Below are 25,686 nucleotides of genomic sequence, written 5' to 3' on the forward strand. Positions count from 1 at the left end.
TCACGCCGCCGTCGGGCCGGTGACGGTCCAGCCCGGGGACTGGGGGTGGGGGGTCAGGTCCTCGTGCTGGACCGGGTCGCCGCAGGCCTGGCAGGTGACGAGCGGGACCAGCTCGTGGCCGCAGATGTGCTCGACGACCATGGGACGGTCGTCCTTGCGGAGGTGGCGGTTGCCCCACTCCATGAGCGTGAGCAGGACCGGCTCCAGTTCGAGGCCCGCCTGGGTGGGCCGGTACTCGAAGCGCTGCGGGCGCTCGCTGTAGGCCCGCTTGGTGAGGATCCCGGCGTCGACGAGGCGGCGCAGGCGGGTGGCCAGGATGTCGCGCGGGGCGCCGATGTTGCGCACCAGCTGGTCGAAACGGCCGTTGCCGAGGCAGACCTCCCGCAGGACGAGCAGGGAGTACTTCTCGCCGACGAGCGCCAGGGCGTCGGCGATCGAGCAGGGACGCGGTTCTTTGGTGGCGGCCATGCAGCCCAGTCTAAGTGAGGGTTTGGATCTCCAACCGACTGATCATGTTGATGGGTTTGTTTTTCCAACCTGCCGAGCTATGGTGAGTTTGGATTTCCTACTCATCGGTAGTCGCTCCGGCGGCCAAGGAGGCCCGCAGCATGCGTGACGCAGTCATCGTCGAAGCCGTACGCACCCCCATGGGCAAGGGCAAGCCGAACGGCTCGCTCGCGCACGTCCACCCCGTCGAACTCCTCGCCCACACCCTGCGCACCCTCGTCGAGCGCTCCGGCGTCGACCCGACGCTGATCGACGACGTCATCGGCGGCACCGTCGACCAGGTCGGCGAGCAGGCCATGAACACCACCCGGTACGCGGTACTGGCGGCGGGCTTCCCGGAGACCGTCCCCGCGACCACCGTGGACCGGCAGTGCGGCTCCTCCCAGCAGGCCGTGCACTTCGCCGCGCAGGGCGTCCTCTCGGGCGCGTACGACCTCGTGGTGGCCTGCGGCGTCGAGTCCATGAGCCGCGTGCCGATGTGGTCGAACGTCCCGCCCGGCAAGGACCCGTTCGGCCCCGGTGTCGCCGAGCGCTACCCGGAGGGCCTGGTCCCGCAGGGCATCAGCGCCGAGCTGATCGCCGCCAAGTGGTCCATCACGCGCGCGCAGATGGACGCCTTCGCCGTCTCCTCGCACCGGAAGGCGGCCGCGGCCTGGGACGGCGGCCTGTTCGACGCCGAGGTCGCGCCCCTGGACGGGGTCGCGCGCGACGAGTGCGTACGGCCGGGCAGCACCACCGAGATCCTGGCCGGGCTCAAGCCCGCCTACTACGACCCGGCCTTCGCCGAGCGCTTCCCGCAGATCGAGTGGAACGTCACCGCGGGCAACGCCAGCCCCATCAACGACGGCGCCTCCGCCGTGCTCATCACGTCGAGCGAGACCGCGGCCCGCCTCGGCCTGCGCCCGCTCGCCCGGCTGCACAGCTTCGCCGTCACCGGCTCCGACCCGCTGCTGATGCTCAGCGGCGTCGTCCCGGCGACCGAGAAGGTGCTGCGCAGGGCCTCCCTGACCCTGGACGACATCGACCTGTTCGAGGTCAACGAGGCCTTCTCCAGTGTCGTACTGGCCTGGCAGCAGGAGACCGGCGCCGACCTGGCCAAGGTCAACGTGCACGGCGGCGCCATCGCCCTCGGCCACCCGCTCGGCGCGAGCGGCACCCGGCTGACGACCACGCTCGTGCACGCCCTGCGCGAGCGCGGTGCCCGCTACGCCCTGCAGACGATGTGCGAGGCGGGCGGTCTGGCCAACGCGATGATCCTGGAAGCCGCGTAAGTCCTCTGACCTGGGGTCAGCCGCGCAGGTGGTGGCGCTTGCGCCAGGCCACCACCGCGCCCGCCAGACCCGGAACGGCGATGGCGGCCATCGCGATCAGGAACACCGGCGACGTCGGTGTGGAGGCGCGGGCGCCCGCGACGACGTACGCGGCGGTGTTCGGCAGCGAGCCGAGCGCCGTCGCGAGCAGGAACGGCAGCCAGCCCATCCTGGAGACGGAGGCGCAGTAGTTCGCGGCCCAGAACGGCACGCCCGGGAACAGCCGCACCGCCAGCATGGAGCGGAAGCCGTGCCGGCTGAACTGCCCGTCGACGGTCTTCAGGAACTTGCCGCGCAGCAGCGGGCGCAGCGCGTCCTGGCCCAGGAACCGGCCGAGCCCGAAGGCGAGCCCGGCACCGATCACCGAGCCCCCGATCGCCGCGGCGATGCCCAGCTCGGAGCCGAACAGGGCACCCGCCGCCAGGTTGAGCAGCGGCCGCGGCACGAACGCGACGGTGATGACGCCGTACGCCACCGCGAAGATGAGCGCGGCCGCGACTCCGCCGAGCTGCGGCGGCCAGCCGTGCGCGAGCAGCCGCTGCGGCTCGAAGAGCAGCACCGCCGCCACGGCCCCGGCCAGCAGGGCGACCAGCAGGGAGAAGCGGGCCCAGGGCGAGAACAGGAGTCTCGCGCAGCGGGCGGCGAAACCGAGGCGGACGGCCGCGGCGCCGACGGGGACGGCGGCCGCGAGTTCGGTGGCAGTGGCCCGGGGAGGGGCCGGTGCGGTGCCCCCAGAGCGGGTGTGGGCATCGAGCATTCGGTGACACTAACCGACGAATATGTGTGATCGCCGTATGGTTCGTCTCATGAGCGTCACACGTGCGGGAACGGCGGGTGTCCCGCACAGCGCCCTCGCCGACACGCTGCTGGATCGGCTCACCGCCACCTACAGCGCCGCGGCCGACCCTGCGCGCGCGGCGCCCATGCGGGCGTACATGAAGGACGTCGCGCCCTTCCTCGGCCTGACCACACCCGTGCGCCGCGCCCTGTCCCGCACGGTCGTCGAGGGCACGCCCCGACCGGACGAGAACGACTGCACCGCCGTCGCCCTGCGCTGCTGGCGGCTGCCGGAGCGCGAGTACCACTACTTCGCCGTCGACTATCTGCGCCGCCATGTGAGCCGCTGCTCGTCCCGCTTCCTGCCGGTGGCCCGGCAGCTCGTCACCACCGTCTCCTGGTGGGACACCGTCGACCTGATCGCCGCCCACGTGGCGGGCCCACTGGTGGCCGCCGACCCCGCGCTGAAGGCCGAGATGGACGCCTGGATCGTGGACGACGACCTCTGGGTCGCCCGCGCGGCCCTGCTCCACCAACTGCGCTACAAGGACCACACCGACACCGAACGCCTGTTCAGCTACTGCCTGCGGCAGTCCGGACACCCGGACTTCTTCATCCGCAAGGCGATCGGCTGGTGTCTTCGGGAGTACGCCAAGACCGATCCCGACGCCGTACGCGGCTTCCTCGCGCGGGAGCGGGGGCGGTTCGCGCCGCTGTCGGTGCGGGAGGCGCTGAAGAACATCGGGCCGTGACCATCGGCACGGGCGGGGCAGCTTGAACTCCCCTGCCGGGAAAACCATTCGACGTGCGACCCGGCGTCGGCGATGATCGACGTCATGTTCCGGCACGCCTTCCTCCTCGCAGCATCCGCGGTCGCGGATGCCCCGAAGGCTGCCGTCGTGATCCTCCTGGCCGCTGTCGACGGCGCCCGAAGCTGACCCTCCCCGGAACGTCCGGCGGACCCCGCAGGGGGAGGGTCGGCCAGTCACCGGGGTCCCAGCCACCATCGAGACGCTTCGAGGTATCGCCATGCCCAAGACGGCATACGTGCGCACCAAACCGCACCTGAACATCGGCACGATGGGTCACGTCGACCACGGCAAGACCACCCTGACGGCCGCCATCACCAAGGTCCTCGCCGAGCGCGGCACCGGCACCTTCGTGCCGTTCGACCGCATCGACCGAGCCCCCGAGGAGGCGGCGCGCGGCATCACCATCAACATCGCGCACGTCGAGTACGAGACCGACACCCGGCACTACGCGCACGTCGACATGCCGGGCCACGCCGACTACGTCAAGAACATGGTCACCGGTGCGGCCCAGCTCGACGGGGCGATCCTCGTCGTCTCCGCGCTCGACGGGATCATGCCGCAGACCGCCGAGCACGTCCTGCTCGCCCGGCAGGTGGGTGTCGACCACATCGTCGTCGCCCTCAACAAGGCGGACGGCACGGGCGACGAGGAGCTCATCGACCTCGTCGAACTGGAGGTGCGTGACCTGCTCACCCAGCACGGGTACGCGGGTGACTCCGTGCCGGTCGTACGGGTGTCCGGGTTGCGGGCGCTGGAGGGCGACCCGCGCTGGACGGCGTCCATCGAGGCGCTGCTCGACGCGGTGGACACGTATGTGCCGATGCCGGAGCGGTATCTGGACGCGCCTTTCCTGCTGCCGGTGGAGAACGTGCTCACCATCACCGGGCGCGGGACGGTCGTCACCGGTGCGGTGGAGCGGGGGACCGTTCGGATCGGCGACCGGGTCGAGGTGCTCGGGGCGGACCTGGAGTCCGTCGTCACCGGCCTGGAGACCTTCGGCAAGCCGATGGAGGAGGCGCAGGCCGGGGACAACGTGGCGCTGCTGCTGCGGGGCGTCGCGCGGGACGCGGTCCGTCGTGGGCATGTCGTCGCCGCGCCGGGGAGTGTGGTGCCGCGGCGGCGGTTCTCCGCGCAGGTGTATGTGCTGTCCGCGCGTGAGGGCGGTCGTACGACGTCGGTCTCCACCGGGTATCGGCCGCAGTTCTATATCCGTACGGCGGATGTGGTCGGTGACATCGACCTCGGCGAGGCGGGGGTTGCCCGGCCCGGCGAGACGGTGACGGTGAACGTGGAGCTGGGGCGTGAGGTGCCCCTGGAGCCCGGGCTCGGTTTCGCCATCCGTGAGGGCGGTCGGACCGTCGGAGCGGGGACCGTGACAGCCGTTCAGTGAGGGTGGTGCGGGTGCGTGGGGGACTGCGGGTCCGTCGTGGCTGGTCGCGCAGTTCCCCGCGCCCCTTCAGGTCTGCTGCACAAAGGCACAATGGGATGGTGAACGAGCCCCTTCCCGTCAGTCGTGCCGTCGATCACGGGTTCGCCAAGCTGATGCCTGACGTCGATCGGGAGCGGGCCTGGCTGCTCACGGTCGACGGGGCGCCGCAGTCCTACGTCGACCTCGACGAGCCGACGCATCTTGAGTTCGAGTACGCGCGGCGGCTCGGGCATGTGCTGGACACCGTCGAGGAGGCGGGGCGGCCGCTGGACGTGGTGCATCTCGGTGGGGGTGCGCTCACCCTGCCCCGGTATGTGGCGGCGACGCGGCCCGGTTCGCGGCAGGACGTCGTCGAGGCCGACCGGGGGCTGGTGGAGCTGGTCGGCGAGCATCTGCCGGTCGAGGAGGGTTCCGGGATCGCGTTGCACGTCGCGGACGCGCGTGGCTGGCTGGCGGATGCCCCGGCGGACTCGGCGGACGTCGTCGTCGGTGACGTCTTCGGCGGCTCGCGGACTCCGGCCGGATTCACGTCCGTCGGCTACGCCGGTGAGGTCGAGCGGGTGTTGCGTGCCGACGGCGTGTACGTGGCCAATCTGGCCGACGCCGCGCCCTTCGCCTTCCTCCGTTCCCAACTGGCCACCTTCGCCACGGTGTTCCAGGAACTGGCGCTGATCGCCGAACCGGCCGTGCTGCGCGGGCGCCGGTTCGGCAACGCGGTGCTGGTCGCCGCGCACCGTCCGCTCGACACGGCCGCCCTGGCCCGGCGCACCGCGGCCGACGTGTTCCCGGCCCGCGTCCGGCAGGGGCCCGCGGTGCGGGAGTTCATCGGCGATGCCCGGCCGGTGCGGGACGAGGACGCCGTGCCCTCACCCGAGCCCCCGGACGGGGCGTTCGGCATCGGCTGAGTCGGCCGGTGCGCCCTTGGCCACCTGGTGGGTACGGCGCCGCAGATTCCGCACCTCCGGGACGCACAGCACCGCCGCCGTGACCACCACGACGAGCGTCGCGCAGCCCCACAGCGCCGCCGTCCGCCCGAACGCCACCTCGGCCGGTCCCGCCAGCGCCGTCGCCAGCGGGACCAGGGCGACCGAGCCGAACCAGTCGTACGCCGTGACACGCGAGAGCTTGTCCTCGGGGATCTCCTGATGGAGGGCGGTCATCCAGGAGACGCCGAAGACCTCCAGCGTCACGCCGGTCACGAACATCACCGCCCACAGGCCCCCGGCCGGCAACGGCACCGCCAGTGCCGCGGACGGCAGGGCCAGCGGGAAGACCCCCAGGGTGCCCGCGAGGAGCAGCCGACGGGGCTTCCAGCGGGTCATCAGCAGTGCGCCGACGACCGTGCCCGCGCCGAAGGAGCCCAGCGCCAGACCCCAGGGCGCCGCTCCGCCCAGGTGGTCCCGGGCGACCAGGGGGCCTTAGTACTCCAGCAGCGGTTCGTGTCCTGAGCTGGTGTTTGTCGTTGTCCTGGCATGGAGGGGATGGCTGAAGTCGGTTGCTGGGCTGCCGAGTTGGAGTCGGCGTTCGGGAGGGTGGCGGGCCGGTTCGGCCGGGCGGATCTGCGGTGGCGGATGCGGGACTATGTCCGGGGCCTGCTGGGACAGGCGGCACGCAAGAACGGCTGGCAACTCGCGGAATGGGCGGGGCACCGCACTCCTGACGGCTTCCAGCGGCTGTTGAACAGCAGTGTCTGGGACGCGGACGCCCTGCGCGACGATGTCCGTGCCTACGTCGCCGAACGACTCGGACCGGACGGTGTGCTGATCATCGACGACACCGGCTTCATCAAGAAGGGCAGCACGTCGGCCGGGGTGGGCCGGCAGTACACGGGAACCTCGGGAAAGATCGACAACTGTCAGATCGGAGTGTTCGCCGCCTACGCCACCCGCTCGGGCCGCGCCCTGGTGGACCGGGAGCTCTACCTGCCGAAGTCCTGGACATCCGACCGGCAGCGGTGCCAGGCGGCGAAGATTCCTGACGATCGAGGCTTTGCTACCAAGGGCGAGCTGGCCCGGGACATTGTGCGCCGCTGCATCACCGCCGGACTACCCGCCGCATGGGTCACTGCGGACGAGGCGTACGGGCAGGATTGGCACTTCCGCCGCCTGCTCGAACAACTCGACCTCAGCTACGTCGTCGCTGTGCCCAAGTCCCAACAGATCAAGTCGCTGGCCGGCATCTGGCGCATCGACCAGATCATCGAGGATGCCCCTGGCGATGCCTGGCAGCAGCTGTCCTGCGGCAACGGAGCGAAGGGACCGCGGATCTACGACTGGGCCGCCGCCAAACTGCCCGCCAACATGATCCTCGACCCCGATCCGCCCACCCACCACCGCTGGGTGATGGCCCGCCGCAGCCTGTCCGACCCCGGCGAACTGGCCTACTACCTCGCCTACGCGCCCGTGGGCGTCGAGATCGCCGAACTGGTCCGGATCGCCGGCTCCCGCTGGGCGATCGAGGAGTGCTTCCAGGCAGCGAAGAACGAATGCGGCCTCGATCAGTACGAGGTCCGCCGCTACATCGGCTGGTATCGGCACATCACCCTGGCCATGCTCGCCCACGCAGTCCTGGCCGCACTCGCCGCCCAAGCCACCAGTGATGCCACAAAGGGGGCAGCAGAAACGGATCAGCCCTCGCCCCACTCACCGTGGCAGAGATCCGGCGGCTCTTGGACGCTCTCCTGCCCCACCCACGAGCCCACCGCGACCCCGTCACCCACACACTGAAGTGGTCGGCCTGGAGAAGACGCCACCAAGCCATTGCCCGTCACTGCCACTACCGAAAACGCAGCTCAGGACACGAACCGCTGCTGGAGTATTAGGGCTCCTTGCACTATGCCCGCCCGGGTCGCGCGGTCTGGCACCGCACCTCGCCGCGTTGCCGAAACGCCCAGGTAGCTCCGCTACCAGGGCGCTCCGGCGCCTCGCGATGCACGGCACCAGACCACGCGACCTGATCGGACGCTCATAGTGCAAGGAGCCCTTAGACCGACTCGGCGGCCGCCACCACCGCGTTGGCGATCGAGAACTGGACGACGATGCCCCACAGCCACGGCCGGCCGGCGAACTCCCGCCGGCCCTCGCGGAGATCCCCGAGCAGCCCGCCGCCCGGCTCGCGCGGCGGGATGTGGCTCACGTCGAGAAAGGCGCGCAGCGCCCCGGCGACGGCGAACGCGGCCGCGTCCGCGGCGAGCACCCAGCCCGGGCCGATCGCGGCGACCATCGCCCCGCCGAGCGCGGCACCGCCCAGGGCCGCGCCCTGCATCGCCATCCGGAACACCGCGAACGCGCGGCTCACCTGCTCGCCCCGCACCGACGACATCAGCATGCCCTCGGCGGCCGGACCGAAGAACGCCTGGCCGGTGCCGCCCAGCCCGCTCAGCAGCATCATCTGCCACAACTGCGGCTCACCGGCGAGCACGATCAGGGCGAACAGGCCCTGCGAGACACAGTTGAGGGCGTTGGCGGCGACCACCACGCGGTGCCGGGGCAGCCGGTCCGCGATCGCGCCGCCGATCAGCAGGAACAGCACCAGCGGCAGGGTGCGGGCGGCGGCCACGAGGCCCACGTCGCCGCCGTCGCCGCCCGCCTGAAGCACCCGAACGCGGCGACGAGCGCGCCGTTGCTGCCGAGGTGCGTGACGACCGCGGCGGCGGTCAGCAGGCTGTAGTTGCGGCCCGCCCAGGCGGGCCTGCGGGGGCGGAAGGCGTCGGCGACGGTGTTCACCGGCCGACTATCACCGCCCGACCCCCGACTCGCCGAACGGTTCGCCGGTCAGCCTCCGGTGGGCTCCCCGTGCAGCCGTACCGTGCTCAGGATCTGCATGATGGTCGCCTTGGGGACCTCGCCCTCGACGCCCTTGGCCCCGTAGAAGTTCCACGACACGAAGTCGCCGGCGGAGTTCTTGAAGCCGAACGTGACCGCCTTGCCGTCGCTGTCGCACTTGCCCTTCTGGGGCGTGTTCGTCGACTCGGCCCAGGCGATGCTGCCCTCGATGCCCGACTTGGTGGTGTAGGGCTCGGCCTTCTCCTCGAACTTGAGGCTCTTCTTGTCGGGCTGGGTGTAGCCGCCGTAGACCCACCAGGGGACCGTGTTGATGGCCACCTCGTCGGTGTCCTTGGCGCCGTCGGCCCCCTTGGTGCCCACGGCGGCCAGGTGGGTGTCCTCGGTCCGGCCGTCCTTGTTCTCGTCGGTCGTGCACCACTTCGACTTGTAGTACGCCGGTGCCGACATCACGATCAGCGGTTTGGCGTCGTCCGACTTCTCGTCCTCGAAGCCGATGCTCGTCCCGGGCGAGTCGACCTCCCAGTCCGGCGGCACGTCGAAGGCGACGCCGCGCTTGGGATTTACGACGACCTTCCAGCCCGCGATCGTCGGCTTCTCGGCCTCGTTGCTCCGCGGGTTGTCGTCCGACCCGGACCCCGACTCGGTGGGTTCGGCGGAGTTCGACGGCGACTGGCTCGTCTTCGTCTGCCCGCCGCCGTCGGCCTGGTCGTCCTTGTCGCCGCCGAGGACCAGGAAGCCCGTGACACCGGCGGTCACGACCACGGCGGTGGCCGCGATGATCGCGACCAGCTTCGTCCGGTTGCCGTCACCGCTCCCGCCGGGCTGCGGCTGCGGCGCACCCACCGGCGCCGGGGTGCCCCACTGCGGCTGCTGCGCATAGGGGTTGGGCTGCTGCTGATAGCCGGGCTGCTGGTACGGATTCGGCTGCTGGTACCCCGGCTGCTGGTACGGGTTGTTCTGCCCTTGCGGGTTCTGCTCGCCCCCGGGCGGCTGCTGTCCTGGCCACATGAGCGGTAACCCTAGTAGGGCCGGGGACACGATTCGGTCACCGGGCTTTGTCAGGGACGTAGCAAATCAGGGGCCGAGGGGCGGACTCCCCGGCAGGGCGACGAACGGGGTCGTCGTTGTCGGCGACATGGCGACCCAGTCGCGGAGCTGCGGGGCCCGGTCGGCCGGTACGTCGTACGCGATCCCGGGACCGGGGTTGACGACCACCTTCCACCCGGCGACGACCGGCTGTTTTCGTACGGCGACCTGTACCGGCCGGGGGCGACGCCCTGACCGTGGGAGCGTGCGGGCCGGTGAACCCCGCTGCGCGGGCGGCGAGTTGGGATGGCCGTGCCGGGGTCCGTCCCGCCCGGCGGAGGCTGCTCTCCCGGCCACGCGGGACGCGACGATACGACGATCGCCACGCCGATCTGGCCAGCTGAGGCTACTCGTGGGTAACATGCGGTCATGAGCGCAGATCAGATGTCGATCGGCGAGTTGCTCGCCGCCACGGTGCCGATGGTTCGGACGCTGAACCTGGAGTACCTGGAGACCACTCCGGAGAAGGCCGTGCTGGCGCTGCCGGACCAGAGCGAGTACCGCAATCACGTCGGCGGGCCGCACGCGGGGGCCATGTTCACCCTGGGTGAGTCGGCCAGTGGCGCGATCGTGCTGGCCGCGTTCGGTGACCAGCTCTCGCGTGCCGTGCCGCTGCCGGTGCATGCCGAGATCGCGTTCAAGAAGATCGCCCTGGGTCCCGTCACGGCCACCGCGACGCTCGGGCGCCCGGCCGCCGAGGTCGTCGCCGAGCTCGACGAGGGCAAGCGCCCGGAGTTCCCGGTGGCCGTCGCCATCCAGCGCGAGGACGGGGCCGTGACCACGGAGATGACCGTGGTGTGGACGCTGCGTCCCAACAGCTGACCGCCCGTTGGGCCGCCTGACAGGGTGGCGCCCACCCCACAGAAAGAGGGCGAGAGGCATGGCCGCACTCGCCCTGTCCGTCGTTCCCCTGCTCGTCGGCGGCGGGTGCGCGTGCGTCCTGCGGGCGTCGCGAGGCGGCCCGCGCCGGGTGCGCCGGTGGCCGCCGTGACCCTGGCGGCGGGTGAGCTGGTGCGCCGGTCGGGGGCGGTCGTATGCCCTGCCCGGAAGTTGGAGATTGTGTGCGTCAACGGGCTTTGCGCCTGCACAAGTTGAGGATCGCATCCCCACCTCTTTCGAATGCGGGTGCGGATACCCGAGGTAACACCCGGGCATTTTCGGCTCGTTGAACATGGGGCACTCGAACTCCTTGTTTCCTGTGCGGCGCATGTGCGAAGGTATGCCCCCCGCGGGAAGGTAAAGGCACGTCAAGGCCTATAAGTACGCACCAATCAACACCTGCTTTCCGAAGGAGGCGCATTCCGTGCGCTGTCTTCGGCAGGGAAGGAAATGGTTCAGTGCAGCCCCCCTACCCCCCACGTCCGCCCTACCCGCCCCGGCCCGGATCGCGCCCGGGGGAGTCCGACCGCGATCTCCTCGCCCGGCTGGCCGACCCCGAGCCGGACGTCAGGGCCGTCGCGCTGCTCATGGCCCGGCACTGGCGCGCGGTGCACGCATACGCCGTCATCTGCCTGGCCGCATCCTCGGTTTCGGCGTCGATGGCGGCCGGTGCCGCGTTCCAGCAGGTGCTCGGCCGCCGGGCGCCGGTCGGCGCACTGCGCCCGCAGCTGTTGATGACCGTCCGGAACACGGTCCGGGAATGGGCCGCCGAGGACGAGGTGACGGCGCTGCTGCCGGAACTCGCCAAACCCACCGGAGCCCGCGGACTGCGCGTGGCGAGGTCTGCGACACCCGAAAAGCGGCGCCTGGCGGAGCGTGCTTTCCATGCCCTTCCGACGGCCTCCCAATGCCTCCTCTGGCACACCGAGGTCGAATCGGAAACGATAACCATACCGGCCGGTCTGCTGGGCATTGACGCCCTCACCGCGTCCTCCGCCCTGGAGCGGGCGCGCGAGGAATTCCGGGCCGGCTGCGTACGCGCCCACCGGGAACTCGCGCCCACCAGGGAATGCCGTTTCTACAACCGCCTCCTGGACGTCCCCATGCGGCGCGGCGGCACCCTCCTGCCCGATGTGCAGCGCCATCTGATGCAGTGCCGGTACTGCCGTCACGCCGCTGAACAACTCAGCCGCTTCGACGGCGGCCTGGACGTCCTGCTCGCCGAGACCGTGCTCGGCTGGGGCGCCCACCGCTACCTTGAGTCCCGCCCCGGCCGCACCGCGGCGCCACCGCCCCCGCCGCGCCCACTCGCCGCCGCCCGCACGAGAGTCGGCGGCCGCCACCGGCCCACGACGCGGACGCGGACCGGATTGCTCACCATGCCCCGACGCCACGCCCGGACTGTGGCTTTCGGCGTCGGTCTGACCTCCCTCGCGCTGGTCGCGACCGTGCTGGCGGCCGGGGGCTGGTCCGATGACGACGGTGTTCCCGGCCCCGGTGCCACCTGGGGAGCCCCCAGCGGCCGGACCGCCCGCCCCGGCCCTGCGTCCGAGAACCCGTCCGCCGGAACCCCGTCAGCCGCCTCCGTGGAACGCCCCGGCGAGGTCGCCCGGGGACGCCTGCGCAACCTCGCCGTCGGCCGCTGCCTCGACGGCCGTGGCACCGAGGTGCTGCTGGCGGCCTGCACGACCACCGACTCGCAGCAGTGGTCGTACCAGGACGACGGCCGACTGCGCAGCGTCGCCGACCCCTCGCTCTGCCTCGGCGCCGACGTCGATGCCGGAACGGTCCAGCTGGCCGACTGCGGGGCGCCGTCCGGCCAGGTGCAGTACGACCTGACCGTGCGCGGCGAGCTGCTCCTGCGCTGGAGCAAGGACAGACTCGTCGCTCCCGGTACGGGCGAGGAGCTGGTCGTCGCCGGACGGGACGGCTCGACGGAGCAGCGGTGGCGGATGGAGGCGGGGGGCGCAGAGATGGGGGACACGGGCGAGTCGGGGGAGACGTCGCCGAAGAGCGACGACGGCCAGGAGCGCGACTCCCGCGGCGGTCAGGCGGAGGAGCGGCGCGGCGACTCCGACCGGCGCGAGGAGGGCGGTGACCGGCGCGGCGGCGACTCCGACGGTGGTGAGCAGGACCGTGACGGCCAGGAGCCCGAGGACGCGCCGGACGCGTACGAGAAACGGTTCGCCCAGGTCGGCTGCTGCGACGAGCAGGCCGAGCCCGCCGAGCCCGCCGAGCCGGTCGCCGTGGCGGCGCTGGAAGCCGGTGTGCACCATCTGACCGGCGGCATCCGGGGCGCGGTCACGTCGCGTGGGACGGAGGTGGCGCAGTCCCTGCTGGGCTGAACCTCCCAAAGGGCCTGTTCCGGCGCTCCGCGCTGCACGTGCTCCGACGGCGGCAACGCGCTGAGCACTGCGATCCGTGGGACCCGGGAGTGTCATCGTGACCCGGTAGGCTGCACGGCGTGCGCCCGGCCACGGGCGCACGCCCTGTGTGGGCAGGGACGCGATTCTGGAGGAACCGGCGGTGCACGTCCAGGAGTGGCTCGAGACCGTACCCGCGGTCGCCGTCTACGCGCTGGTGGGAGTGGTCATCGGCCTGGAGAGCCTGGGCATTCCGCTGCCGGGCGAGATCATCCTGGTCTCCTCCGCGCTGCTCGCCTCCCAGCACGGCGACATCGACCCGGTCGTCCTCGGCGCGTGCGCCAGCGCGGGCGCGATCATCGGCGACTCCATCGGTTACGCGATCGGCCGCAAGGGCGGGCGGCCGCTGCTCGCCTGGCTCGGCAAGAAGTTCCCGAAGCACTTCAGTGAGGCGCACATCGCCACCGCCGAGCGCTCCTTCGAGAAGTGGGGCATGTGGGCCGTCTTCTTCGGCCGCTTCGTTGCCCTGCTCCGCATCTTCGCGGGCCCGCTCGCGGGCGTGCTGCGGATGCCGTACTGGAAGTTCCTGATCGCCAACGTCTTCGGCGGCATCTTGTGGGCGGGCGGCACGACGGCGGTCATCTACTACGTGGGTGTCATGGCCGAGGCGTGGCTGAAGCGCTTTTCGTGGTTGGGACTGGTGGTGGCGGTGCTGATCGGCCTCACGTCCATGCTGGTCCTGAAGCGCAAGGCGACGAAGACGGGCCCTGTGCAGCGGGAGGCGGAGCCGGTTCCCGTCGGTGACTGAAGCGCCCCACCAGGGGCGCGGGGAACTGCGCGAGAAGCCACCACCAACCCGCAGACTTTTCGTACGACCTTCAGTCCCCGTGCTCTTCCCGATGCGCCTTCCCCAGCTCCGCGTACATCGTCCCGTTGAGCGTGATCCCCTCCCGCTCCTCATCCGTCAGCTCCCGCCGCACCTTCGCAGGCACCCCCGCCACCAGCGACCCGGCCGGCACCACCATCCCCTGCGGCACCAACGCCTGCGCGGCGACAAGCGACCCCGCCCCGATCACCGCCCCGTTCAGCACGGTCGCCCCCATCCCGATCAGGCAGTCGTCCTCGACGGTCGCCCCGTGCACCACTGCGTTGTGCCCGATGGACACCCGCTCCCCGACGCTCACCGGAAACCCGGGATCCGCGTGCAGCGTGCAGTTGTCCTGCACATTGCTGCCGGCGCCGACGGAGATCCGCTCGACGTCCCCCCGCAGCACGGCCCCGTACCAGACACTCGCCCCGGCCCCCAGCGTCACGTCGCCGATCACCGCCGCCGTGGGTGCGACAAACGCCTCCTGATCGACCCTCGGCTCCTTGCCGCCGATGCCGGTGATCAGCGCCTGCTGCGTCATCCTCATCTCCTCGTCGCCCTCGTCGTCCTCGTCGTCGAGTACGAGGGAACGGTACGCCACCCCGTAGGGCGAAGATCACAGGCCCATGCCCTCATGGCAGCACCCCGCGCTGAGTAACGTGAGCGGGTGCCGAAGCGCAAGAACACGTTCTCATCCTGGCGTCACCGACTGGTGCAGCGCGCCGTCCACGCGGGCTGGGCCTGGGTGCAGCGCACGGGTTCGGTGACGGCCGAGAACCCCGGCCGCTTCCACTTCGGCTCGATCGGCGAAGCCACCCGGCTGGCCTTCCCACTCGGCACGATCTTCGGCGAGCCCTGGATCCACCTCGGCGCCCACTGCATCGTCGGCGAACAGGTCACACTGACGGCCGGTCTGATGCCCGACCTCGACCTCGGCCCCGAGCCCATCCTGCGCATCGGCGACGGTGTCGTCCTCGGCCGCGGCAGCCACGTCATCGCCGACACGACGGTCACCATCGGCAGCGACTGCTACTTCGGGCCGTATGTCTACGTCACGTCCACCAACCACTCGTACGACGACCCGCACCAGCCCATCGGCAAGCAGTGGCCCCGGATGGAGCCGGTGGAGATCGGGCCGGGCTGCTGGATCGGCACCGGCGCGGTGATCCTGCCGGGCGCGCGGATCGGGCGGAACGTGGTCGTGGCCGCAGGGGCGGTGGTCCGCGGGGTGGTGCCCGACCACGCGGTGGTGGCGGGGGCGCCCGCCCGGGTCGTACGGCGCTGGACGCCCGTCGACGGCTGGCAGCCGCCGCTCAGGACACCGGCGCCGGTGCCGATACCCGAGGGCGTCACCCCCGAGCAGTTGACGGCGCTCGCGGATCTGGACGAGGAGGCGGCCGCGCGGCTGGCCGAGCTCGAGCCGGAGGCCTGACCAAGCGCTGTTAGCCGGTCGCCAGCAGCAGGGTCCCGGCGAGGGCCAGGCCCGCGCCCGCCGCCTGCACGGCACGCAGCCGTTCGCTGAGGAAGCCGCGGGCGGCCAGGGCCGTCACCACCGGGTAGAGCGAGGCGAGTACGGCGGCGACGGTGACCGGGCCGTGCTGGGCGGCGATCGAGTACGTGCCGTTGGCCGCCACGTCCGCCAGGCCGACGAAGCCGAGCGCCGGGAGCGAAGCCCAGGGGAAGCCGTCGGCGGGGAGCGCGGGGGAGCCGCGCCGCACGGAGATGTACAGGGCGGTGCCGCCCGCGACGACGTTGGTGACGCGCTGCACGAACAGGGCCAGGAACAGCCCGGTGAGCGTCGTCGAGGCCTCCGCGATCAGCGCCATCACCGCTCCGAAGCCGAACGCGGCGAGCAGCGTGAGCAGTACGGCCTGCCGCTGCACCGGCGCACCCCTGAACTGCGGCCCGCCCGCGAGCATCACCCCCACCACGGCCACCACGATCCCGGCGACCTGCAACAGCCCCGGACGCTCGCCCAGCACCAGACCCACGCCCACCGGCACCGCCACGCCCAGCGACCCCAGCGGCGAGACGACCCCCATCGGGCCCAGGGCGAGCGCCTTGTAGAAGGCGAGCATGGCCACCGGGCCCACCAGACCGGCGCCCACGGCGAACCAGAGCTGCGGTCCCGCCTCGCTCCAGCCGCCGGTCGCGACCACGATCGCGCCGAGGACGACCACGGCGATCGACTGCGAGACGACGACCACGGTCAGCGCCGGCGTACGCCGGGTCAGCAGCCCGCCGCCGAAGTCGGCCAGACCCCACAGGAGGCTGGTGGCCAGGGCGAAGAGTGCTGTCATCGAGGCGCCTCGCAGTACAGTTCAGTGAACGATTGGGTGCACCACACCATAGTTCAATAGACTGAACTCCGCTATCTAGAATATTGGACGGAATGTGTCGGACCTCGACCTGCTGACCCAGTCCCTGGCGCGGAACGTCAAACGCTGGCGCACCGAGCGCGGCTTCACCCTGGACACGCTCGCCGCCCGCGCCGGGGTCAGCCGCGGCATGCTGATCCAGATCGAGCAGGCCCGGACCAACCCCAGCCTCGGCACGGTCGTCAAGATCGGCGACGCGCTGGGCGTCAGCATCACCACCCTGCTCGACTACGAGCAGGGCCCCAAGGTCCGTATCGTCCCCGCCGACCAGGCCGTACGGATGTGGCACACCGACGCGGGCAGCTACAACCGGCTGCTCGCCGGCACCGAGGCCCCCGGCCCGCTGGAGCTGTGGGACTGGCGGCTGATGCCGGGCGAGAGCAGCTCCTCCGACCCGCACCCGGCCGGCACGGTCGAGCTCGTCCATGTCACGGCCGGCGAGCTGACGCTCACCGTCGACGGCGTGCCGTACGGCGTCCCGGCGGGCGCCAGCGCCTCCTTCGACGCCGGGGTGCCCCACATGTACGGAAACGACGGCGACGTACCGATGGAGATGGTGCTGGCCGTGTCGGTGCCGCCCGTGCACTGAGACACGTACGAAGAGCCGCCGGACGGCTGTTAGCGTGCCGACATGCGCGCACCCATCGGACACTTCGACCGGGCGACGCCCGCCCCCGACTGCCTCGACGAGCTGACCGGCCCGGTCGCCGACGCCGTACGGCACTGGCGCGGCAGCGTCCCCGCCGACCAGATCGTCTACGTCGACACCGACCCGCGGTGGGCCGACACCAACGTCTTCGTCGGGCACTACGGCCGGGAGCTGCTGGAGCAGTCGGCGAACTGCGTGGTCGTCGCGGGCAAGCGCGGCGGCGAGACCACACTGGCCGCCTGCGTCGTGCTCTCCACCACCCGCGTCGACGTCAACGGCGTCGTCCGCCGCCGACTCGGCGCCCGCAAGGCCTCGTTCGCCGCGATGGACACCGCCACCGGCGAGACCGGCATGGAGTACGGCGGCATCACCCCGATCGGACTGCCCGAGGGCTGGCCCGTGCTGGTCGACTCGGCCGTGGTCGACCTGCCGTACGTCCTGGTCGGCAGCGGCCGGCGGCGCGGCAAGCTGCTGGTGCCGGGCAAGGCCTTCGCGGAACTGCCCGGCGCCGTGGTCCTGGAGGGGCTGGGGATCGCCTGAGGCCGGGCCTCACGCCGGGGCGTGGTGGGCCAGCGGCAGATGCGGGTCCGCCTCGCCGGGCGCGTGCGCCGGGTCGGCGTGCACCAGGGCGGCGGTGAGGCGCGGTACGGCGTGCAGCAGGGCGTGTTCGGCCTCGACGGCGATCGCGTGGGCCTGACGCACCGTCACCTCCCCGTCCACGACCACCGCCACCTCGGCCCGCAGCCGGTGCCCGATCCAGCGCAGCCGCAGCTCGCCCACCTCCTGCACGCCCGGCACCGCGCGCAGCGCCCGCTCGGCCCGGTCCACCAGGGCCGGGTCGACGGCGTCCAGCACCCGCCGGAACACCTCGCGCGCCGCGTCCCGCAGCACCAGCGTGATCGCCGCGGTGATCGCCAACCCCACGATCGGGTCGGCCAGTTGCCAGCCCAGCGCCGCGCCGCCCGCGCCCAGCAGCACCGCCAGCGAGGTGAACCCGTCCGTACGCGCGTGCAGCCCGTCGGCGACCAGCGCCGCCGAGCCGATCGAGCGGCCGACGCGGATCCGGTAGCGAGCCACCCACTCGTTGCCCGCGAAACCGACCAGCGCGGCCACCGCGACCGCCGGGATGTGCTGCACCGGACGCGGGTCGAGCAGCCGCTCGATCGCCGTCCACCCCGCGAAGGCGGCCGACGCGGCGATCGTCAGCACGATCACGATGCCCGCCAGGTCCTCCGCGCGGCCGTAGCCGTAGGTGAAGCGGCGGGTCGCCGCGCGGCGGCCCAGCACGAAGGCGATCCCGAGCGGTACGGCCGTCAGCGCGTCCGCGGTGTTGTGCACCGTGTCGCCGAGCAGCGCCACCGACCCGGACGCCACGACCACGACGGCCTGCGCGAGCGCGGTCACGCCGAGCACCGCCAGCGACACCCACAGGGCGCGCATGCCGCGGGCGGAGGACTCCAGGGCCGAGTCGACCTTGTCGGCGGTGTCGTGGGAGTGGGGGGTGAGGAGGTGGGCCAGGCGGTGGGGGAGGCGGGAGTGGCGGTGATGTCGCCGGTCCTGGTGGTGATGCGCGTGGCCGTGCTGGTGCTCGTGCCGGTCGCTCACGGTTGTCCCCTTCCGGTGCGCGTCGCTGGACGTACGCCGTCCTCGGGCACCATTATGTGCGTATGAGCGCACGCATGCACCTGTCACCTGCGCACGATGCGCATCCGCGCACCCCCGGTGAGGAACAGTTCGCGCTCGCCGCCGAACTCCTCGCCCTGCTCGGCGACCGCACCCGCCTCGCGCTGCTGCACGCGCTGAGCAAGGGCGAGGCGGACGTCTCCACCCTCACCGAGGCGTGCGGCGCCGCCCGGCCCGCGGTGAGCCAGCATCTGGCGCGGCTGCGGCTCGCGGGGCTGGTGACCACGCGCAAGGAAGGCCGCCGGGTGATCTACTCCCTGCGCGACGGCCATCTGCGCAGGGTCGTGGACGAGGCGCTGAACCTCGCCGACCACCGGCTCACCGGGCGGCCGGAGCACGACTGACGCCGGTGCCGGGTCAGAGCGCGGGGTCCGTGCCGAGATACTGCTCCGCGAACGCGGACGCGGCGGCGGGTGAGGTGAACAGGCGGCGCAGCCGGGCGAGGGTGGTGCCCGCGTGGTACGGGTCGCCCGACGCGGTCCCGTGGTACACGTCGGACAGCCACCGCGAGAACTCCTGGTAGTCCCAGACCCGCCCCAGGCAGTCGGCCGAGTAGCCGTGCAGCCCGCTCGCGTCGCCCTCCGTGAGGTACGCGGCGAGCGCGTCGCCGAGCAGGAACGCGTCGTGCAGGGCGAGGTTCATGCCCTTCGCGGCGATCGGCGCGGTGAGGTGGGCCGCGTCACCGGCCAGGAACAGCCGCCCGAAGGCCATCGGCTCGACGACGTGGTTGTGCATGTCGAGCACCCGCTTCTCGATCAGCGGGCCCTCGGTGAGCGGCGGGGTGTCCCGCGCGCCCAGCCGCTCCTGGAGCTCGGCCCACACTCGTTCGCGCGACCAGTTCTCCGGGTCGTCGCCGGGCGGGCACTGGAGGTAGTACCGGGTCACTTCGGGGCTGCGGGCCATGTGCCCGGCGAAGCCGCGGGGGTGGATGCCGAAGACCACGCAGTCCGAGGACGGCGGTGCCTCGGCGAGCAGCGCCGGCCAGCCGATGCCGTAGTCGTGCCGGGCGATGCGGACCCGTTCCGGCGGCAGCGCGGCCCGCGTCACTCCCCGCGCGCCGTCACAACCGGCGACGAACTGGCAGCGGATCACCTGACGTTCGCCGGTCTCCGGGCAGGTGTACGACACCGCGGGCCGGTCGGTGTCCAGGTCGTGGAGCCGGACGTCCCGCACGCCGAACCGTATGTCGCCGCCGCGGACGTCGGCGTACTCCCGCACCAGGTCCGTGACCAGCAACGGCTGCGGGTAGACCCAGTGGTGCTGCCCCGTCAGTTCGGTGTACGGCAGCCGGTAGCGCCCTCCGGCGAAGCGGAACTCGCACTGGGTGTGCCGCTGGGCCCGCGCCAGCAGGTTCCCGGTCAGGCCCCGCCGTTCGAGCCCGCGCACGGCCCACTCCTCCAGGACCCCGGCCCGCGGCCGCTGCTCTATGAACTCCCTGCTCTCCACCTCGAGCACGACACAGTCGACGGACGCGGCCCGCAGGATGTTCCCGAGCGTCAGACCGGCGGGCCCGGCGCCCACGACGACGACCGGAGAACGGTGGGGGGCAGGGGAGTTGGGGTGGGGGGAAGGGTGGCCACGCGAGCATTATGACGGTGGCCGGGCAGGTGGGGAAGGCGCGCGGTGAGCTAGCCGAGGCGCGGTATCTCGATGGCGGGGCAGCGGTCCATCACCATGTCGAGTCCGGCGGCGCGGGTGCGTTCGTAGGCGGCCTCGTCGATGACGCCGAGCTGGAACCAGACCGCCTTGGCGCCCTTGGCGACCGCCTCGTCGGCCACCGCTCCGGCGAGGTCACTGTTGACGAAGACGTCGACCACGTCCACGTCGAAGGGGATGTCGGCGAGGGAGGCGTAGCCCTGCTCGCCGTGCACCGTCTCCGCCTTGGGATGCACCGGCACGATCCGCTTGCCGAACCGCTGGAGCACCTGAGCGACGCCGTACGCCGCGCGCCGTTCGTTGCTGGAGAGACCAACGATCGCCCATGTGTCCCCCAGTTCATTGAGGATCCTGCGGATTGTCTCGGTCTCGCTGCGCACGCTGCTCCTCCTGTGGGCCGGATGTTCGCGCACCAGGGAACGACGGGAGGCTGCGTGTCATTCCCCATCCATCCGACTGAAGCGGTAGAGGCGCCGGGCAGGTGGCCCCGTTACGGGTGGTCGTCCAGGGGCTGCCGGGGGAGATGGACGACGGCGCGCGTGCCGGCCGGGGCACGAGGGTGCAGGGTGAGGCTTCCTCCGGCGCTTTCGAGCCGGATGCGGTGTGAGGCGAGGCCGATGTGACCGGCGGCGCGGGCCGCTTCGGCGGCGCCGGGCGGGATGCCGCGTCCGTCGTCGGTGATCTCCAGACGTACCCCTCCCGCGTGCCCGGTCAGCCGCACGGCCACGCGCCGCGCGTCGGCGTGTTTGACCACGTTGGTCAGCAGCTCCCGGGCGGCGGCGAAGACCAGCTGCTCCTGGGGATGGCGGACGCCCTCCTCGCACTGGACGTCGACGCTGAACCCGCCGCGCTCGCCGGCAGCCTGGGCGGCTGCCCGCACCGCTCCGGCCAGTCCGATGTGCTCCAGCACCGAGGGGTGCAGCTCCGAGACGACGGAGCGCATCTGACGGGCCGCGTCCGTGAGGGTGCGCTCGGCCCGGTCCAGGGATTCCGCCGGCTGCTCCACCATGCGGGCGTCCTCGACGTCCTGGCGGGCCGCGAGGACGCTCTGCAGGGCGTTGTCGTGGAGGGCTTCGGCCAGTGCGGTGCGCTCGCGTTCCTCGACGTTGAGGACTTCGACAAGGAGCCGGGAGCGGTCCTGGACGAGGCCCGCGATGGTCTGGACCCGTGCCCGATGGACCCAGGACGTGAGGGCGCAGGCCATGCCCACGGTGACGAGGAAGATGGTGTGCATCACCGCGGCCAGTGGCCCCCGAGGGCCCTCCCCGACGCCGGTGGCCGCCGCCATGTACACCGAGGCGGTGAGCGTCATCAGGGCGACGGTGGTTCTCGGCTGCAGCTGGAACGAGGCCATCATGGCCACCACGAAGAACGCGTCGTCGATCAGCGGCAGCGATGTCTCGGGGATGGGGAAACCGCGGGTGAGTACGACGAGCCCCATGAGCACGGCCAGGTCGACGATCAGTACGGCCCAGATGAGCTGCGGGCGGGCCCGCCCCTGCCATACGGCCCGCAGTCGCACGACCGACCACACGCCGTAGGCCATGATCAGGACGTTTCCGGCGGCGACGTTCTGTCTGTCGGGGAAGGCGGACGCCTCGACCACCAGCAGCAACACCAGCCCGCATCGCAGGAGTGACTGGACGCGCGCGACGCCTTGGGGGTGGTTCAGGGCCACGGCGTACTTCCCGGCCACGCCCGCCGCGGTGGACGGCCAGTGGCCGTACCAGCGGCTCACGGCACGTCGGCCCGACGGCCGGGGACCACGTCCCCGAGGCGGCCACGGTCCCGAGCGAGCGAAGGAGACATCATCAGACACCCCGCATGTGTCCGATCGGCATCAATGATGAACATGATCATCCCGTCTAGGAGAATATGCTATCGCCCCGCTTTGAGTGGTTTGTCCCCTCGCGGGGAAGTGCAGTCGGGCCCGGTCCCTGCACAGGGGTCGGGCCCGACTGCGGAGACGTCGGCTAGTTGGCGCTGGAGCCGCCGAGCAGAAGGATCGTGAACGGGGTGGACGCGAGCTGCTTGCCGTTGCAGAGGAGCGAGACCGTGTACTGCCTCGGGGTGTTGCTCACCGTGGCGGTGGCCTTGTAGGTGCCGTCGGTGTTCACCTTCATCGACGTGGCGCCCTTGCCCGCGAAGGCAGGCGAGGTCACGGCGCAGATCGCGCTCCGGGAGGCCGCGGGGAGGCTGCCGGTGATCGTGACCTTCTGGCCGTTGGCCGCCCCCGTGGGGTTGACGTTGATCGTGGCGGTCGGGGCGGGGGCGGGGGAGACGACCTTGAAGCTCGCCGTGGCCGCGGCGTTGTCCGGGTGGTCGCTCGTGTAGAGGTATGCCGTGTAGGTGCCAGGGGTCTGGGTGGCCGTGGCGGTTGCGGTGAAGTCGAGCGAGCGGTTGTGAGTGACGAGCGCCTGGTGGGAGCGCCCCGCGAACCCATAGGAAACGATCTTGGTGACGTGCCCGAGCGGCTTGCCGTTGTGGGTGGCCACCGCACCGTCGAAGGTGATCTTCGCCCCCGGCGCCACCTTCGACGGCGTGGCGTTCATGACGGCCGGCTCGTACCAGTGATGCTGCTGGGACGCGACGCTCGTCGTGTCGGGACCGGTGCTGAGATCACTGGCGGAGGCGGTACCGGCGGGAATGGCGACGGATGCAGCGATGACGGCCGCTGCGGCCGTGATCTTGGACAGACGCATGAGGGGCCTTTCTGGACCGGGCCGATCGGCGGGGATCGAGCTCCGGATCGGGAAGAGGTGAAGGCGCGGCAGCTCGGCGGGGGCCCGGTGGGCCCCGTCGCCTGTCGCGTGCCATTCCAGAATCAGGGCTGCGTGGTGAGCGCCCCATCGATCGGCCGGACCCTGCCCGGGGCCACGCAGCGATCCTCCGACCGTCGACGGACGGGGGAGGCCGACTGGCCGTGCAACGGCTCACGACGCGGGTGGTGCTGCTCCACGCAGGGACCGTTTTTTGCGCCGCCCGTACGTGTCCCAGCCACGCTCCTGCGGTGTCGTACCGCCCCAGACTCCGAACGGTTCGGGCATCGATTCGGCGTGCTGGAGGCATTCGGCGGTCACCGGGCAAGTGGCGCAGATTTCACGAGCCCGGCTTGCCTGCTCGTCCTGGTTCTTTCCCTTGGGAAAGAACAGCCTTGGCTCAGCACCGATGCATGCCGCTCGGCTGTTCCAGGTGGGAAGGCTCTCCAGACCGACGAAATAGGCGGGCAGTTGCCGCCGGGGATAGGTGTCACTCAGTACGGTTGTGCGTGCCATACCTCGTGTTTAGCAACCGGAATCGAGCCGGGGTGGCCCTCCGGGTGGAGCATGACGCTGCTGCCGGTGAGGTCGGCCGATGGGGGGAAGTTCCTGTCCGCCGGACGCCCGAGTCGGTGCCCGGACCGTGTCCGGGCTGCGGGGCATCAGACGTGGATTCCGTGGCGGCGCATATACTCCACGGGGTCGATGTCCGAGCCGTAGTCAGGAGTGGTACGCACCTCGAAGTGAAGGTGGGGGCCGGAGACGTTTCCGGTGGCGCCGGAAAGACCGATCTCCTGACCGGCCTTGACTTTGTCCCCGGCCTGAACGGTGAGACGGGAAAGGTGGGCGTACTCGCTGTATTCACCGTCGTCGTGCTGGATGACGACCTGGTTGCCGTAGGAGCCGGCCCAGCCCGCGGACACGACGCAGCCGTCGGCGACTGCCTTGATGGGCGTACCCGTGGGAACGGGGAAGTCGACGCCCGTGTGATAGCCGCTCGCCCACATCGGGCCCGCCGCTCGGTAGGGCGTGCCCTGGGCGGCCTTGACGGGGGCGCTGTAGCCGCCGGGGCCGTCCCAGCAGTCGCCCGAACCGTCGCTCCCGTCCGGCCCGTTGCCGGGATCGGTGCTCTGATCGTCGGGGTTCCAGTCGCCGCCGGTTTCGCACCGGGACACCGTGGCGGAGGTGTTGACGGGAGCGGCGTCGGCCCCTGTCGCAGCGATGAGGGGCAGGACGATGCCGGCGCCTGCGGCTCCGATCGCGAGCAAGGCGCGGGACTTTCGGGTGTACTTGGGGCGACGGTGACGGCTGCGTGGAGCCATGGGTTTTCCTCTCCGATGCCTGCGGGGCGAGTTGCCGCTCCTGCCGGCGGGAGTTGAAAAGTAGACGGACTGAATTCCGTGCGACAAGTAGGTGTTGTCTTCGCAGCGAAGACCCCCCGATGAAGGGGCCGATTGGGGGATACAGGTCACTCACGGGCGAGCCATAGCGTCGTCGCGCAGTTTCCAGCGTCTTCGCACCGTATCCGAACTCGCAAGCCCTGAGGTTCCCGCCATGACGTCTTCCATCATCCGCACGCTCGGGAAGCCGGGGAGGATGCGGTCCCTGGCCGTCCTGCTGTTCGCGGCCGGGATGCCGGCCCTGTCCGCCTGTGGTCCCGTCCACGCCGCCGCCTCTGCCGCACCACCGCCTCCACGGATCACCGTCACACCCGCCGACGGGGCGAAAGACGTGAAACCCGCCGAGCCGATATCCGTGAGCGCCAAAGGGGCGATGCCCAGCTCCGTGACGCTCACGGGCCCGGACGGCACCCCGCGGCCGGGCGCGCTGAAGGGCGGCACCTTCGTCCCCGCTCGGCTGCTCGCCACCGGCACCACGTACAGCGTCGCGGCGACCGTCGTCGACGCCCAGGGCCACCAGCACACCCGGACCAGTCACTTCACCACGCTCACACCGGACAAGGTCAACAAGATCACGCTGTTGCCGTCGAAGGACTCCGTCGTGGGAGTCGGACAACCCGTGTCGGTGCTGTTCGACGATCCGGTCACCGACAAGGCCGCCGTCGAGCGGCATGTGAAGGTCACCACCAGCAACAACACCCAGGGATCCTGGGGTTGGGTGAAGGATTCCAGCGGCCGGGACCGTATCGACTGGCGCCCTCACACGTACTGGAAGCCCGGCACGACCGTCACGCTCAAGGCCGACCTCAACGGCGTCGACAGCGGTGACGGCCGATACCTGGTGCGGGACTACGCCACCTCCTTCACCATCGGCCGCAGCCAGCTGGCAAAGGTGGACCTCACCACCCACAGGCTCACCTTCTACCGTGACGGCAAGCCCGTCAGGACGATCCCCGTCTCCGGCGGCGATCCCCAGCACCGGACCTGGAGTGGAACGATGCTGGTCATGGCCAAGGAGGGGACGGTCCGGATGAACTCCGAAACCGTGGGCCTGGGCAGCTCCTACAACCTGCTGGTCCACAACTCCCTGCGTCTGACCGGCTCAGGCACCTATGCCCACCAGGCCGAGTGGGCCGCCGCCGCCATCGGCAGGACGAACGCCAGCCACGGCTGCATCGGGATGAACCCCGCAGATGCCGCCTGGCTCTACCACCAGGCCCGGGTCGGCGACGTGTTCCAGGTCACCGGAGGCAAGGAGACAGTCGCCGTGGGCAATGGCTTCGGCGACTGGAACCTGGCGTGGCCGGCCTGGCAGCACCTGTCCGCCCTCGGTTGACCGGTGACG

Annotated in this window: 25 protein-coding genes and 3 pseudogenes; 13 read left to right on the top strand and 15 right to left on the bottom strand. The window is 71.2% G+C overall.

Translation table 11 applies throughout. The features are described from left to right. The gene (locus KWI83_RS28390) at positions 1-468 is read right to left on the bottom strand and encodes a helix-turn-helix domain-containing protein (protein ID WP_218517244.1); all 468 of its coding nucleotides are present in this window, start codon (positions 466-468) and stop codon (positions 1-3) included. A gap of 140 nt (positions 469-608) precedes the next feature. Between KWI83_RS28390 and KWI83_RS28395 the strand changes: the two genes are divergently transcribed. Then, positions 609-1,778: a thiolase family protein gene (locus tag KWI83_RS28395; protein ID WP_218517245.1), complete on the top strand. Its 1,170-nt coding sequence runs from the start codon at positions 609-611 to the stop codon at positions 1,776-1,778. Between the two features lie 16 nt (positions 1,779-1,794). On the opposite strand, the gene KWI83_RS28400 is transcribed toward KWI83_RS28395, so the two are convergent. Beyond that, positions 1,795-2,574 carry a TVP38/TMEM64 family protein gene (locus tag KWI83_RS28400; RefSeq protein ID WP_218517246.1) on the bottom strand — a complete coding sequence of 260 codons (780 nt, stop codon included), beginning with the start codon at positions 2,572-2,574 and terminating at the stop codon, positions 1,795-1,797. Between the two features lie 49 nt (positions 2,575-2,623). Here KWI83_RS28400 and KWI83_RS28405 point away from each other — a divergent pair, with 49 nt between their 5' ends. From KWI83_RS28405 to KWI83_RS28415, 3 genes are all read left to right on the top strand, one after another. Further along, positions 2,624-3,346 (top strand): DNA alkylation repair protein, encoded by a 723-nt coding sequence (locus KWI83_RS28405; protein WP_218517247.1) that lies wholly within the window; start codon positions 2,624-2,626, stop codon positions 3,344-3,346. 277 nt (positions 3,347-3,623) lie between these two features. Beyond that, complete coding sequence (tuf, locus tag KWI83_RS28410; RefSeq protein ID WP_218517248.1) at positions 3,624-4,796, top strand: elongation factor Tu; 1,173 nt, start codon at positions 3,624-3,626, stop codon at positions 4,794-4,796. A gap of 98 nt (positions 4,797-4,894) precedes the next feature. Beyond that, positions 4,895-5,740: a spermidine synthase gene (locus tag KWI83_RS28415; protein WP_218517249.1), complete on the top strand. Its 846-nt coding sequence runs from the start codon at positions 4,895-4,897 to the stop codon at positions 5,738-5,740. On the opposite strand, the pseudogene KWI83_RS28420 reads toward KWI83_RS28415, so the two are convergent. Beyond that, a pseudogene (locus KWI83_RS28420) lies at positions 5,702-6,253 on the bottom strand (MFS transporter); the annotation flags it as partial. The gene KWI83_RS28415 and the pseudogene KWI83_RS28420 overlap by 39 nt on opposite strands. A gap of 63 nt (positions 6,254-6,316) precedes the next feature. On the opposite strand from KWI83_RS28420, the gene KWI83_RS28425 reads away from it, so the two are divergent. Then, positions 6,317-7,561, top strand: coding sequence for an IS701 family transposase (locus KWI83_RS28425; RefSeq protein ID WP_374106396.1), 1,245 nt, complete (start codon positions 6,317-6,319; stop codon positions 7,559-7,561). 259 nt (positions 7,562-7,820) lie between these two features. Here KWI83_RS28425 and KWI83_RS28430 read toward each other — a convergent pair. The 3 genes and pseudogenes from KWI83_RS28430 to KWI83_RS28440 form a co-directional block, all read right to left on the bottom strand. Continuing rightward, positions 7,821-8,560 (bottom strand): annotated as a pseudogene (locus KWI83_RS28430) (MFS transporter); the annotation flags it as partial. Between the two features lie 48 nt (positions 8,561-8,608). After that, entirely contained in the window at positions 8,609-9,628 is a 1,020-nt protein-coding gene (locus KWI83_RS28435; protein WP_218517251.1) for a hypothetical protein, read from the bottom strand. 66 nt (positions 9,629-9,694) lie between these two features. Further along, positions 9,695-10,003, bottom strand: coding sequence for a hypothetical protein (locus tag KWI83_RS28440; RefSeq protein ID WP_218517252.1), 309 nt, complete (start codon positions 10,001-10,003; stop codon positions 9,695-9,697). Positions 10,004-10,090: 87 nt separating this feature from the next. On the opposite strand from KWI83_RS28440, the gene KWI83_RS28445 reads away from it, so the two are divergent. The 3 genes from KWI83_RS28445 to KWI83_RS28455 all read left to right on the top strand — a co-directional run bounded on the left by KWI83_RS28445 (position 10,091) and on the right by KWI83_RS28455 (position 13,756). Further along, entirely contained in the window at positions 10,091-10,528 is a 438-nt protein-coding gene (locus KWI83_RS28445) for a DUF4442 domain-containing protein (protein ID WP_129797489.1), read from the top strand. A gap of 515 nt (positions 10,529-11,043) precedes the next feature. Further along, entirely contained in the window at positions 11,044-12,930 is a 1,887-nt protein-coding gene (locus tag KWI83_RS28450; RefSeq protein WP_308122230.1) for a ricin-type beta-trefoil lectin domain protein, read from the top strand. Between the two features lie 181 nt (positions 12,931-13,111). Then, complete coding sequence (locus KWI83_RS28455) at positions 13,112-13,756, top strand: DedA family protein (RefSeq protein ID WP_218517253.1); 645 nt, start codon at positions 13,112-13,114, stop codon at positions 13,754-13,756. A 70-nt stretch (positions 13,757-13,826) separates the two neighbouring features. On the opposite strand, the gene KWI83_RS28460 is transcribed toward KWI83_RS28455, so the two are convergent. Beyond that, positions 13,827-14,357: a gamma carbonic anhydrase family protein gene (locus KWI83_RS28460; RefSeq protein WP_218517285.1), complete on the bottom strand. Its 531-nt coding sequence runs from the start codon at positions 14,355-14,357 to the stop codon at positions 13,827-13,829. A 126-nt stretch (positions 14,358-14,483) separates the two neighbouring features. Between KWI83_RS28460 and KWI83_RS28465 the strand changes: the two genes are divergently transcribed. Next, positions 14,484-15,248, top strand: a complete 765-nt coding sequence (locus KWI83_RS28465; RefSeq protein ID WP_218517254.1) for an acyltransferase — start codon at positions 14,484-14,486, stop codon at positions 15,246-15,248. Positions 15,249-15,258: 10 nt separating this feature from the next. Here the strand turns inward: KWI83_RS28465 and KWI83_RS28470 are convergent, their stop codons facing one another. Beyond that, positions 15,259-16,116 carry an EamA family transporter gene (locus KWI83_RS28470; protein WP_218517255.1) on the bottom strand — a complete coding sequence of 286 codons (858 nt, stop codon included), beginning with the start codon at positions 16,114-16,116 and terminating at the stop codon, positions 15,259-15,261. A 94-nt stretch (positions 16,117-16,210) separates the two neighbouring features. Between KWI83_RS28470 and KWI83_RS28475 the strand changes: the two genes are divergently transcribed. Together KWI83_RS28475 and KWI83_RS28480 are read left to right on the top strand one after the other, a co-directional pair. Then, complete coding sequence (locus tag KWI83_RS28475; RefSeq protein WP_218517256.1) at positions 16,211-16,783, top strand: helix-turn-helix domain-containing protein; 573 nt, start codon at positions 16,211-16,213, stop codon at positions 16,781-16,783. 42 nt (positions 16,784-16,825) lie between these two features. Further along, a complete protein-coding gene (locus tag KWI83_RS28480; RefSeq protein WP_218517257.1) occupies positions 16,826-17,383 on the top strand; it encodes a YbaK/EbsC family protein in 558 nt (185 codons plus the stop codon). 9 nt (positions 17,384-17,392) lie between these two features. On the opposite strand, the gene KWI83_RS28485 is transcribed toward KWI83_RS28480, so the two are convergent. Then, the gene (locus tag KWI83_RS28485; RefSeq protein ID WP_218517258.1) at positions 17,393-18,448 is read right to left on the bottom strand and encodes a cation diffusion facilitator family transporter; all 1,056 of its coding nucleotides are present in this window, start codon (positions 18,446-18,448) and stop codon (positions 17,393-17,395) included. 62 nt (positions 18,449-18,510) lie between these two features. Between KWI83_RS28485 and KWI83_RS28490 the strand changes: the two genes are divergently transcribed. Continuing rightward, positions 18,511-18,870, top strand: coding sequence for a helix-turn-helix transcriptional regulator (locus KWI83_RS28490; RefSeq protein WP_218517259.1), 360 nt, complete (start codon positions 18,511-18,513; stop codon positions 18,868-18,870). A 13-nt stretch (positions 18,871-18,883) separates the two neighbouring features. On the opposite strand, the pseudogene KWI83_RS28495 reads toward KWI83_RS28490, so the two are convergent. The 6 genes and pseudogenes from KWI83_RS28495 to KWI83_RS39825 all read right to left on the bottom strand — a co-directional run. Continuing rightward, positions 18,884-20,089 (bottom strand): annotated as a pseudogene (locus tag KWI83_RS28495) (4-hydroxybenzoate 3-monooxygenase); the annotation flags it as partial. A gap of 65 nt (positions 20,090-20,154) precedes the next feature. Continuing rightward, entirely contained in the window at positions 20,155-20,562 is a 408-nt protein-coding gene (locus KWI83_RS28500; protein ID WP_218517261.1) for a CoA-binding protein, read from the bottom strand. Between the two features lie 110 nt (positions 20,563-20,672). Continuing rightward, on the bottom strand, positions 20,673-21,920 hold the full coding sequence (locus KWI83_RS40090) for a sensor histidine kinase (protein ID WP_218517262.1): 1,248 nt from the start codon (positions 21,918-21,920) through the stop codon (positions 20,673-20,675). A 235-nt stretch (positions 21,921-22,155) separates the two neighbouring features. After that, entirely contained in the window at positions 22,156-22,884 is a 729-nt protein-coding gene (locus KWI83_RS28510; protein WP_218517263.1) for a hypothetical protein, read from the bottom strand. 231 nt (positions 22,885-23,115) lie between these two features. Then, the gene (locus KWI83_RS28515) at positions 23,116-23,457 is read right to left on the bottom strand and encodes a WhiB family transcriptional regulator (RefSeq protein WP_218517264.1); all 342 of its coding nucleotides are present in this window, start codon (positions 23,455-23,457) and stop codon (positions 23,116-23,118) included. Between the two features lie 146 nt (positions 23,458-23,603). Then, a complete protein-coding gene (locus tag KWI83_RS39825; protein WP_218517265.1) occupies positions 23,604-24,263 on the bottom strand; it encodes a M23 family metallopeptidase in 660 nt (219 codons plus the stop codon). Positions 24,264-24,495: 232 nt separating this feature from the next. On the opposite strand from KWI83_RS39825, the gene KWI83_RS28525 reads away from it, so the two are divergent. Beyond that, positions 24,496-25,677 (top strand): Ig-like domain-containing protein, encoded by a 1,182-nt coding sequence (locus KWI83_RS28525; RefSeq protein ID WP_218517266.1) that lies wholly within the window; start codon positions 24,496-24,498, stop codon positions 25,675-25,677. Positions 25,678-25,686 lie beyond the last annotated feature (9 nt).

It is taken from the genome of Streptomyces sp. TRM70350 (assembly GCF_019219825.1).
Taxonomy (GTDB): domain Bacteria; phylum Actinomycetota; class Actinomycetes; order Streptomycetales; family Streptomycetaceae; genus Streptomyces.

Bases quoted from the DNA above. Each gene is read 5' to 3' on its own strand.
- KWI83_RS28390 (WP_218517244.1), bottom strand. From the start codon at position 468: ATGGCCGCCACCAAAGAACCGCGTCCCTGCTCGATCGCCGACGCCCTG.
- KWI83_RS28395 (WP_218517245.1), top strand. From the start codon at position 609: ATGCGTGACGCAGTCATCGTCGAAGCCGTACGCACCCCCATGGGCAAG.
- KWI83_RS28400 (WP_218517246.1), bottom strand. From the start codon at position 2,574: ATGCTCGATGCCCACACCCGCTCTGGGGGCACCGCACCGGCCCCTCCC.
- KWI83_RS28405 (WP_218517247.1), top strand. From the start codon at position 2,624: ATGAGCGTCACACGTGCGGGAACGGCGGGTGTCCCGCACAGCGCCCTC.
- tuf (WP_218517248.1), top strand. From the start codon at position 3,624: ATGCCCAAGACGGCATACGTGCGCACCAAACCGCACCTGAACATCGGC.
- KWI83_RS28425 (WP_374106396.1), top strand. From the start codon at position 6,317: ATGGCTGAAGTCGGTTGCTGGGCTGCCGAGTTGGAGTCGGCGTTCGGG.
- KWI83_RS28435 (WP_218517251.1), bottom strand. From the start codon at position 9,628: ATGTGGCCAGGACAGCAGCCGCCCGGGGGCGAGCAGAACCCGCAAGGG.
- KWI83_RS28445 (WP_129797489.1), top strand. From the start codon at position 10,091: ATGTCGATCGGCGAGTTGCTCGCCGCCACGGTGCCGATGGTTCGGACG.
- KWI83_RS28460 (WP_218517285.1), bottom strand. From the start codon at position 14,357: ATGACGCAGCAGGCGCTGATCACCGGCATCGGCGGCAAGGAGCCGAGG.
- KWI83_RS28470 (WP_218517255.1), bottom strand. From the start codon at position 16,116: ATGACAGCACTCTTCGCCCTGGCCACCAGCCTCCTGTGGGGTCTGGCC.
- KWI83_RS28480 (WP_218517257.1), top strand. From the start codon at position 16,826: ATGCGCGCACCCATCGGACACTTCGACCGGGCGACGCCCGCCCCCGAC.
- KWI83_RS28490 (WP_218517259.1), top strand. From the start codon at position 18,511: ATGAGCGCACGCATGCACCTGTCACCTGCGCACGATGCGCATCCGCGC.
- KWI83_RS28510 (WP_218517263.1), bottom strand. From the start codon at position 22,884: ATGCGTCTGTCCAAGATCACGGCCGCAGCGGCCGTCATCGCTGCATCC.
- KWI83_RS28515 (WP_218517264.1), bottom strand. From the start codon at position 23,457: ATGGCACGCACAACCGTACTGAGTGACACCTATCCCCGGCGGCAACTG.
- KWI83_RS39825 (WP_218517265.1), bottom strand. From the start codon at position 24,263: ATGGCTCCACGCAGCCGTCACCGTCGCCCCAAGTACACCCGAAAGTCC.
- KWI83_RS28525 (WP_218517266.1), top strand. From the start codon at position 24,496: ATGACGTCTTCCATCATCCGCACGCTCGGGAAGCCGGGGAGGATGCGG.